Annotated in this window: 7 protein-coding genes and 1 rRNA gene; all 8 read left to right on the forward strand. The window is 66.7% G+C overall.

The features are described 5' to 3' along the window. The first annotated feature begins 28 nt into the window (after positions 1–28). On the forward strand, positions 29–1,666 hold the full coding sequence (atpA, locus tag NRB56_RS28195; RefSeq protein WP_153347306.1) for a F0F1 ATP synthase subunit alpha: 1,638 nt from the start codon (positions 29–31) through the stop codon (positions 1,664–1,666). Between the two features lie 55 nt (positions 1,667–1,721). After that, positions 1,722–2,690 carry a F0F1 ATP synthase subunit gamma gene (locus NRB56_RS28200; RefSeq protein ID WP_153347307.1) on the forward strand — a complete coding sequence of 323 codons (969 nt, stop codon included), beginning with the start codon at positions 1,722–1,724 and terminating at the stop codon, positions 2,688–2,690. A gap of 28 nt (positions 2,691–2,718) precedes the next feature. Then, the gene (atpD, locus tag NRB56_RS28205; protein WP_153347308.1) at positions 2,719–4,167 is read left to right on the forward strand and encodes a F0F1 ATP synthase subunit beta; all 1,449 of its coding nucleotides are present in this window, start codon (positions 2,719–2,721) and stop codon (positions 4,165–4,167) included. Between the two features lie 6 nt (positions 4,168–4,173). Beyond that, on the forward strand, positions 4,174–4,572 hold the full coding sequence (locus tag NRB56_RS28210) for a F0F1 ATP synthase subunit epsilon (protein ID WP_153347309.1): 399 nt from the start codon (positions 4,174–4,176) through the stop codon (positions 4,570–4,572). 173 nt (positions 4,573–4,745) lie between these two features. Continuing rightward, on the forward strand, positions 4,746–5,165 hold the full coding sequence (locus NRB56_RS28215; RefSeq protein ID WP_194291014.1) for a DUF2550 domain-containing protein: 420 nt from the start codon (positions 4,746–4,748) through the stop codon (positions 5,163–5,165). Positions 5,166–5,178: 13 nt separating this feature from the next. After that, the gene (locus NRB56_RS28220) at positions 5,179–5,772 is read left to right on the forward strand and encodes a cob(I)yrinic acid a,c-diamide adenosyltransferase (RefSeq protein WP_153347311.1); all 594 of its coding nucleotides are present in this window, start codon (positions 5,179–5,181) and stop codon (positions 5,770–5,772) included. Positions 5,773–5,782: 10 nt separating this feature from the next. Further along, a complete protein-coding gene (gene murA, locus NRB56_RS28225) occupies positions 5,783–7,051 on the forward strand; it encodes a UDP-N-acetylglucosamine 1-carboxyvinyltransferase (RefSeq protein ID WP_319943646.1) in 1,269 nt (422 codons plus the stop codon). A 441-nt stretch (positions 7,052–7,492) separates the two neighbouring features. Continuing rightward, positions 7,493–7,597 (forward strand): 16S ribosomal RNA (locus NRB56_RS28230); the annotation flags it as partial.

Below are 7,597 nucleotides of genomic sequence, written 5' to 3' on the forward strand. Positions count from 1 at the left end.
AGACCAGACAGCGAGAGCAGGAACAACCATGGCGGAGCTGACGATCTCCACCGATGAGATCCGTAGCGCGATCGAGAGCTACACCCAGTCCTACACGCCCGAGACCTCCATCGAGGAGATCGGCACCGTCACCGACACTGGTGACGGTATCGCCCACATCAGCGGCCTGCCGTCGGCGATGGCCAACGAACTGCTCGAGTTCCCGGGCGGTGTGCTGGGTGTCGCGCTGAACCTCGAGGACACCTCGATCGGTGCGGTCATCCTGGGTGAGTTCGACACCATCGAGGAGGGCCAGCAGGTCCGTCGCACCGGCGACGTGCTCTCGGTGCCCGTCGGCGACGCCTTCCTCGGCCGCGTGGTCAATCCGCTCGGCCAGGCCATCGACGGCCTCGGCGACATCGCCGCCGAGGAGCGCCGCGTGCTCGAGCTGCAGGCCGCGACCGTGCTGGAGCGTCAGCCGGTCGGCGAGCCGCTGGCCACCGGCATCACGGCCATCGACGCCCTGACCGCCATCGGCCGCGGCCAGCGCCAGCTGGTCATCGGCGACCGCAAGACCGGCAAGACCGCCGTCTGCGTCGACGCCATCCTGAACCAGAAGGCCAACTGGGAGACCGGCGACCCGACCAAGCAGGTTCGCTGCATCTACGTCGCCATCGGCCAGAAGGGCTCCACCATCGCGGGCGTGAAGGCCGCGCTGGAGGCCCACGGCGCCATGGAGTACACCACGATCGTCGCGGCCCCGGCCTCCGACTCCGCCGGCTTCAAGTGGCTCGCCCCCTACACCGGCTCGGCCATCGGCCAGCACTGGATGTACCAGGGCAAGCACGTCCTCATCGTGTTCGACGACCTGACCAAGCAGGCCGAGGCCTACCGCGCCATCTCGCTGCTGCTGCGCCGCCCGCCGGGCCGCGAGGCGTACCCGGGTGACGTCTTCTACCTGCACTCCCGGCTGCTGGAGCGTTGCGCGAAGCTGTCCGACGAGATGGGCGCGGGCTCGATGACCGGGCTGCCGATCATCGAGACCAAGGCCAACGACGTCTCGGCGTTCATCCCGACCAACGTCATCTCGATCACCGACGGCCAGGTCTTCCTCGAGTCCGACCTGTTCAACAAGGGTGTCCGCCCGGCGATCAACGTCGGCACCTCGGTCTCCCGTGTCGGGGGCGCCGCCCAGACCAAGGGCATGAAGAAGGTCGCCGGTTCGCTGCGTCTGGAGCTGGCCTCCTACCGCGAGCTCGAGGCGTTCTCCGCTTTCGCCTCCGATCTGGACGCCGCCTCGCTGGCTCAGCTGGAGCGTGGCGCGCGCTGGGTCGAGCTGCTCAAGCAGAACCAGTACTCGCCGGTCTCGGTCGAGGACCAGATCGTCTCGATCTACCTGGTCGACGCCGGTTTCTACGATTCGGTGCCGGTCGGCGACGTCCGCCGGTTCAACGCCGATCTGCTGGATCACCTGCACCGCAACGCGGCCGACGCCTTCAAGGCGATCGCCGGCGGCAAGGTGCTGGAGGGCGAGTCGGCCGACCTCATCAAGGCCGAGACCGACAAGTTCAAGAACGGCTTCCTCGCCTCCGACGGCAGCCGGGTCGTGAACGAGGCCGCCGCCGGTGAACTGGACCACGAAGAGGTCGAGTCGCTGGCCGTCACCCGCAAGCACGTCGAGAAGTAGGCGACGCCGCCCATGGGACCGACGATCCACTACGCACGAATGAGGGGAGTGTGAGATGCCTAGCGTGCGCGAACTGCGCTCCCGCATTCGTAGCGTGAGCTCGATCAAGAAGATCACCAAGGCCCAGGAGCTGATCGCGACCTCGCGAATCAGCAAGGCCCAGGCCCGGGTGGCCGCCGCGAAGCCGTACGCGGAGGAGATCACCAAGGTGCTCGTCGAACTGGCGAGCGCCTCGCAGAGCCTGACCCATCCGCTGCTGATCGAGCGGCCCGAGCCGACCCGTGCGGCCGTGCTGGTCATCAGCAGCGACCGCGGTATGTGTGGCGGCTACAACTCGAACGTGTTCCGCCGCGCCGAGGAGCTCATGACCACGCTTCGCGGCGAGGGCAAGGAGCCGGTGCTGTACGTGATGGGCGCGAAGGGCCTGACGTACTACACCTTCCGCGGCCGGAACCTGTTCGGTTCGTGGACCGGGTTCTCGCAGGAGCCGCACTACACCAACGCCTCGGCCGCCTGTGAACATCTGGTGCAGTCGTTCATGGCCGGTGGCGAGAACGAAGTGCCGCTCCCGAACGGCGCCGGGACCATCGCGGGCGTCGACGAGATCCATATCGTCTACACCCGGTTCGTGTCCATGCTGTCGCAGGTGCCGGAGGTGCGTCGACTGGCGCCGATCCAGGTCACCTACGTCGACGAGAACTTCGACCTGGGCGACGGCATGCTGCAGGACTCCCCGAACGCGCGGGTGTCCTCGCTGTACGAGTTCGAGCCCGATGCCGACAAGCTGCTCGGTGCGCTGCTGCCGAAGTACATCAACACCCGGATCTACGCGTCGCTGCTGGAGGCCGCCGCCTCCGAGTCGGCCGCGCGCCGGACGGCGATGAAGGCGGCCACCGACAACGCCACCGAGATGCAGGCCTCGCTGACCCGCCAGGCCAACTCGGTGCGGCAGGCCCAGATCACCCAGGAAATTTCGGAAATCGTCGGCGGCGCGAACGCGCTGGCCTCGAGTTCGAGCGACTAGCCAACCCGCCTGATACGGAAGAGAACCAATGACCGCAGCTGTTACTCGAGAAAACCCGAGCCGGGCGGGTTCCGGCGCCGGCCGCGTCGCCCGCGTCATCGGCCCCGTCGTCGACGTGGAGTTCCCGCGTGGCGCCATTCCCGAGCTGTACAACGCTCTGCACGTCGACATCACGCTGCCCTCGGTGGCCAAGACGCTGACCCTCGAGGTCGCGCAGCACCTCGGCGACAACATCGTTCGCACCATCTCCATGCAGCCGACCGACGGCCTGATCCGCGGCGTGCCGGTGTCCGACACCGGCAAGCCGATCTCGGTTCCCGTCGGCGATGTCGTCAAGGGCCACGTGTTCAACGCCCTCGGTGACTGCCTCGACTCCCCGGGCACCGGCCGCGACGGCGAGCAGTGGGGCATCCACCGCCAGCCGCCGGCCTTCGACCAGCTCGAGGGCAAGACCGAGATCCTGGAGACGGGCATCAAGGTCATCGACCTGCTCACCCCGTACGTCAAGGGCGGCAAGATCGGCCTGTTCGGCGGCGCCGGTGTCGGCAAGACCGTGCTGATCCAGGAGATGATCACCCGTATCGCGCGGGAGTTCTCCGGTACCTCCGTGTTCGCCGGCGTCGGCGAGCGCACCCGTGAGGGCACCGACCTCCACCTGGAAATGGAAGAGATGGGCGTCCTCCCGGACACCGCCCTCGTCTTCGGCCAGATGGACGAGCCGCCGGGGACGCGTATGCGCGTCGCCCTCTCGGCGCTGACCATGGCGGAGTACTTCCGCGATGTGCAGAACCAGGACGTGCTGCTGTTCATCGACAACATCTTCCGGTTCACCCAGGCCGGTTCCGAGGTGTCGACCCTGCTGGGCCGCATGCCTTCCGCCGTCGGTTACCAGCCGACCCTGGCGGACGAGATGGGCCAGCTCCAGGAGCGGATCACCTCGACCCGCGGCCGCTCGATCACCTCGATGCAGGCGATCTACGTGCCCGCCGACGACTACACCGACCCGGCGCCGGCCACCACCTTCGCCCACCTGGACGCGACGACCGAGCTCTCCCGCCCGATCTCGCAGAAGGGCATCTACCCGGCCGTCGATCCGCTGACCTCGACCTCCCGCATCCTGGAGGCCTCGATCCTGGGTCAGCGGCACTTCGACGTCGCCAACGAGGTGAAGCGAATCCTGCAGAAGTACAAGGAACTCCAGGACATCATCGCCATCCTCGGCATGGACGAGCTCTCCGAGGAGGACAAGGTCCTCGTCGGCCGGGCGCGTCGTCTGGAGAAGTTCCTCGGCCAGAACTTCATCGTGGCCGAGAAGTTCACCGGTCAGGTCGGTTCGGTCGTGCCGCTGGAGCAGACCATCGACGACTTCGACCGTGTCACCAAGGGTGAATTCGATCACCTGCCGGAGCAGGCGTTCAACTCCTGCGGTGGCCTGGACGACGTCGAGGCGGCCGCGAAGAAGATCGCCGGGAAGTAGTCCACCATGGCGGAGATGTCAGTTGATCTGGTCGCCATCGAGCGGCGGCTGTGGTCGGGGCAGGCGACATTCGTCGGCGCCCAGACCACGGAGGGGCAGATCGGTATTCTGCCCGGCCACGAGCCCGTCCTCGGCCAGCTGGTCGAGGGCGGCACGGTGACCATCGTCGGCACCGACGGCGAGCGCATCGTCGCCGCCGTCAACGGCGGGTTCTTCTCGGTCGCTCCGGTCACTCGGGACGGCAGTGCGACGTCGACGGTCCGGATTCTCGCCGAGACAGCGGAATTCGCCGGCGACATCGATGTCGAGGCGGCCCGCGCCGTGCTGGCCGACCCGAACGCATCCGAGCACGCGCAGGCGGAAGCCCGCGGCCGGGTTCGGGCGGTCGAGGCCGCGACGGCTTGAGCACACCGATGGCCCCGGGAATTTCCCGGGGCCATCATCGTTTTCGGCCACCGCCCGTTCCGGGTGGGGCCCATGTTTGTAGACTCGCCGCAAGGCCGCCTGGTTAGGGGATGACAGGCGCCGCGACGGCACAGGGGTCGAGGCGAAGGGACGGACCTGGATTGCGGACCGGGATGGTGCTGCTGATCATTCTGGTGCTGCTGCTCGTCGGTGTGGCGTTGGCTTCCATCTATCGGTTCATCATGCTGCGACGCGGTGGTACCTCGGCACTGTTGCGGGTGCTTCCGGCAAAGGGCGGACAGGGCTGGCGGCACGGCCTGATCCGCTACGAGGAGGACCGCCTGGTCTTCTTCAAGCTCACCAGTTTGAAATTCGGCGCGGATTCCACCATCCAGCGCCGCGGGATCGAGGTCGGCGAGCGGCGTGGCCCGGTCGGCGACGAATACGACATCATGACCGACGAGATCATCGTGACGGCGGTTTCCGACGGTACGGGCGGCTACGAGTTGGCACTCGACCGCGGATCGCTCGCGGCATTCCAATCCTGGGTCGAATCCCGCCCGTCCGACCGCGTCCGGCGGCGGCCGAGTTGACGAGGAGTCAGCCATGAGCGTCCATCTCACCCGGATCTACACCCGCACCGGTGACGACGGCACGACCGGTCTGAGTGATTTCTCCCGCGTCGCGAAGACGGATCCCCGACTGGTCGCCTACGCGGACTGCGACGAGACGAACGCCGCGATCGGGGTGGCCATCGCAGTGGGACAACCGAATCCGGCGATCCTACAAGTGCTACGGCAGGTGCAGAACGACCTGTTCGACGCCGGCGCAGACCTCTCCACGCCGGTCGTGGCCGACCCGAAGCATCCGCCGCTACGCATCACCGAGCCGTACATCGAGCGGCTGGAGCAATGGTGCGACGAGTTCAATGCCGAACTGGCGCCGCTGAATTCGTTCATCCTGCCCGGCGGGACCGCACTGGCCGCGCTGCTGCACACCGCGCGCACGGTGGCCCGGCGCGCCGAGCGGTCGGCCTGGTCGGCGATCGACGCGCATCCGGAGGACACGAGCGTGCTGCCCGCGAAATATCTGAACCGCCTGTCGGATCTGTTGTTCATCCTCGGCCGGGTGGCGAATCCGGACGGAGACATCCTCTGGCATCCCGGCGGACAAGCGCCTATCCCGGGCACGGACCATTAGGCTGACGACCGTGAGTGAACGTTTCCTGGTCACCGGTGGCAGCCGGCTCGTCGGCGAGGTCGCGGTGGGCGGCGCCAAGAACAGCGTCCTCAAGTTGATGGCCGCCGCGCTGCTGACCGAGGGCACCACGACCATCACCAACTGCCCCGACATCCTCGACGTGCCGCTGATGGCCGAGGTGTTGCGCGGTCTGGGATGTGATGTCGTCGTCGACGGCTCCGTGGTCACCATCACCACGCCGGCCGAGCCGAAGTACCACGCGGACTTCCCCGCGGTGACGCAGTTCCGCGCCTCGGTCTGCGTGCTCGGTCCGTTGATGGCCCGATGCAAGCGCGCGGTGGTCGCGCTACCCGGCGGCGACGCGATCGGGTCGAGGCCGCTGGATATGCATCAGGCCGGCCTGCGACTGCTCGGCGCGACCAGCGAGATCGAGCACGGCTGCGTGGTGGCCCGCGCCGACGAGCTGCAGGGCGCGCGCATCCGGCTGGACTTCCCCTCGGTCGGCGCGACCGAGAACATCCTGATGGCGGCGGTTCTCGCCGAGGGCGAGACGGTCATCGACAATGCGGCGCGCGAACCCGACATCGTCGATCTCTGCACCATGCTGACCCGGATGGGCGCGCGGATCAGTGGCGCGGGCACCTCGGTGCTCACCATCCAGGGAGTACGCAAGCTCTCGCCGACCGTGCATCGGGTGATCGGCGACCGCATCGTCGCCGCCACCTGGGGCATCGCCGCCGCCATGACGCTCGGCGACATCCGGGTGACGGGGATCAATCCCAAACATCTGTCGCTGGTCCTGGACAAGCTGCGGTCGGCCGGCGCGCGAATCTCCTTCGAGCCCGAGGGTTTTCGCGTGATCCAGGCCGAACGGCCGCGCGCGGTGAACTTCTCCACCCTGCCGTTCCCCGGATTTCCCACGGATCTGCAGCCGATGGCCATCGGGCTGGCGGCGATCGCCGACGGCACCTCGATGATCACCGAGAACGTCTTCGAGGCGCGCTTCCGTTTCGTGGAGGAGATGATCCGCCTGGGCGCCGACGCGCGGACGGACGGACATCACGCGGTGGTCCGCGGTATCCCGCGGTTGTCGAGCGCGCCGGTGTGGTCGTCGGACATCCGGGCCGGCGCCGGCCTGGTTCTGGCGGGTCTCGTCGCCGACGGCGTCACCGACGTGCACGACGTGTTCCACATCGATCGTGGTTACCCGAACTTCGTGCAGAATCTGCGCGCCCTGGGCGCCGATATCGAGCGGGTCGGTGTCGCAAGCAGGCGCTGAAAACGGCATCTGACCAGGCGATTTGACATCGATTACGGCGGCACGTAACTTATTCGAAGTCAGAGCGACACGGACGCCAACCCGGGGCCGAGAGGCACAGGGGAAACGAGGCCGGACGATGAGCGCCTGACAGATCACATGGTTCGAGCCCGTGACCAGCCGATTTGGCGAGTCGCCGAGGATCGAGCTAAGCTTGAAAAGTTGCCCTACTGAGACTCTCCGGTTGATTCCGGTGAGTTTGGTTTGTGCGTGTGTTCTTTGAGAACTCAATAGTGTGTCGATGAATGTCAGTGCCAAATTTTTTGGTCCCGATTTCTCATACCCCCGTGTGAGGGTCGGGCATTTAGTCAGCTTTTGAGCTGGCGTTGTTTTTGTCGGGTTTTCGGACTCTGGCCTTTGAAAGTTTTTTTGATTCACCCTTTGGGGGTGTTTCGAGAGTCTTCAACGGAGAGTTTGATCCTGGCTCAGGACGAACGCTGGCGGCGTGCTTAACACATGCAAGTCGAGCGGTAAGGCCTTCGGGTACACGAGCGGCGAACGGGTGAG

The sequence above is a fragment of the Nocardia aurantia genome (genome assembly GCF_009604425.1).
Classification (GTDB): Bacteria; Actinomycetota; Actinomycetes; order Mycobacteriales; family Mycobacteriaceae; genus Nocardia; species Nocardia aurantia.